This window comes from Mesorhizobium sp. M4A.F.Ca.ET.090.04.2.1, assembly GCF_003999085.1.
In the GTDB taxonomy this organism is placed as follows: domain Bacteria; phylum Pseudomonadota; class Alphaproteobacteria; order Rhizobiales; family Rhizobiaceae; genus Mesorhizobium.
The window spans coordinates 1-1,970 of sequence record NZ_RZOT01000758.1 but is presented as its reverse complement, the minus strand read 5'-3'; the positions used below and the strand labels follow the sequence as shown (position 1 = coordinate 1,970).

2 protein-coding genes, 1 tRNA gene and 1 pseudogene are annotated in these 1,970 nt (G+C 61.5%); 2 read left to right on the top strand and 2 right to left on the bottom strand.

Annotated features, from left to right (window positions below):
• Together EN781_RS31475 and EN781_RS31470 are read left to right on the top strand one after the other, a co-directional pair.
• Window positions 1–739: nicotinate-nucleotide--dimethylbenzimidazole phosphoribosyltransferase (locus tag EN781_RS31475; RefSeq protein ID WP_127400674.1), on the top strand; the 739-nt coding region annotated here is incomplete at its 5' end.
• Window positions 740–763: 24 nt separating this feature from the next.
• The gene (locus EN781_RS31470) at window positions 764–1,504 is read left to right on the top strand and encodes a hypothetical protein (RefSeq protein WP_126054001.1); all 741 of its coding nucleotides are present in this window, start codon (window positions 764–766) and stop codon (window positions 1,502–1,504) included.
• Window positions 1,505–1,575: 71 nt separating this feature from the next.
• Here EN781_RS31470 and EN781_RS31465 read toward each other — a convergent pair.
• A tRNA-Lys gene (locus EN781_RS31465) sits at window positions 1,576–1,651 on the bottom strand.
• 196 nt (window positions 1,652–1,847) lie between these two features.
• A pseudogene (locus EN781_RS35610) lies at window positions 1,848–1,970 on the bottom strand (PhzF family phenazine biosynthesis protein); the annotation flags it as partial.

Sequence of the window (1,970 nt, the reverse complement as noted above, 5' to 3'; positions counted from 1 at the left end):
GATGGTGGCGAATTTCGCCGGCGGCGGCGCCGCCATCAACCAGCTCGCCCGCATCGCTGGCGCCGAGCTCGACGTCATCCCGCTCGACCTCGACCATCCGACCGGCGACTTCACCGAAGTGCCGGCGATGGACGAGAAGGCCTTCCTCGCCGCCGTCTCGGCCGGCCATGACGCGGTGACCAAGGATATCGACCTCGTCTGCTTCGGCGAAATGGGCATCGGCAACACCACGCCGGCGGCGGCGATTTCTGCCGCCCTGTTCGGCGGCGGCGCCGAGAAATGGACCGGGCGCGGCACCGGCGTCGACGATGCCGGCCTGGAGCGCAAGGTGACCGCGATCGAAGCCGGCCTCAAGCGCCATGCCGACGCGCTGTCCGACCCGCTGAAGATCGCCGCAGCCCTTGGCGGCCGCGAGCTCGCCGCCATCTTCGGCGCCACGCTCGCCGCGCGCCGCAACAATGTGCCGGTCCTGCTCGACGGTTTTGTCTGCACCGCTGCCGCGGCGCCGCTGGCGCGGCTGCACCCGACCGGCCTCGCCCACACCATCGCTGCCCACGTCTCGGCCGAATCCGGCCACCGCCGCCTGCTCGAAGCGCTCGGCCTGCCGCCGCTGCTCGACCTCGGCATGCGGCTCGGCGAAGGCTCCGGCGCCTGCCTTGCCGTCAACATCGTGCGCTCGGCGCTGGAATGCCACGCCCGTATGGCGAGCTTCGCAGAGGCAGGGGTTTCGGACAAATAGTGACCTAGATGCTGGGGTGCGCTGATGGAGGAACCCTCAAAGATTTTTGGTGATCCCAAACATGGGCTACGCGACGCTCTGGCTCGGATTATTCGCGATTTCGACAGCAAGCGCGGCGCCTTTGCCGCGCTGAAATACAACTCCCCGTGGATGCTGGCCACCGAGGATTGGGCCGAACGATCGGGCCATACGGTCGAATCTCTGTGCGAGGTGATTTCTCAGTGGCGGATTTCACGCTGCTCGGGCGAGCCGATGGATCCTAGAATATCTCCGGTCTTTGAAGATCTTCGAGGCGCTGCGGAGGAGTGGAGAGACGAGACAGGTAACGTCGACCCGCCCCTGCGCTTTGATCCTGAAAAATCAAAATTTCCCAATCGCAAGGAACTGAAGGAACATACTCAAAACAGATGGGGCTCTCTAGGGTTGGCGGGGCAATGGCACAACTACGATGCTAGAGATCTTACTTTTGGTGGTGTTTTTGAAGACAGATTTGGCCACCGAGTTGCAGTCAGCATGACCTTCAAGCTTGGATACGGAGGCCCAATAAGGCTGTTTCTGCAATTTCCTTACTACTCGGGCGGCGAACCGAGATCACTTGACCTCTTCACGCTTTCTGGCTGGCTCGTACGCAATGCGCTCCGGCTACCACAAGCCCCCGAATTCGAATGGATCGTCGGCAAAAGCAAGACAAACTTCGATGCCGTTGACGGCGTCCTGGCCATAACGCGAGCGATTCTCAGCTACCTCAGGCCAACCATCCAGTAAAAATCGAAAGCCCCCTGAACGCGGCGGGGCGCCGGCTTCCGATGTTTTTTCAGCAGGATCTGAAGAGGATTTGGTGGGTGTGCACAGGATCGAACTGTGGACCCGCTGATTAAGAGTCAGCTGCTCTACCAACTGAGCTACACACCCACACGGCCGGTAAACCCAGCGTTGGCGGGCATATAGCCGCCGATCTTGGGGATGTCTAGCCCCGCCGGGATCATTTCCCGATAAATCGCTAAAGCATGATCCCGAAAAGTGGAATCCGGTTTTCGGAAGAGATCATGCTCAAACAAAAAAGATGGAGCCCCATCCCGATTCTATCGGGATGGGGCAGCCGCACCGATCAGACAAAAAGTCTGCCTTCCGCCACCTTAATGGCATGGCCGCCGATGCGGGCGGCGGCCAGTTTGCCGCCGTCGACATTGAGCTCGAGCCGGATTCGCGACGGCCGGCCCATCTCCAGCCC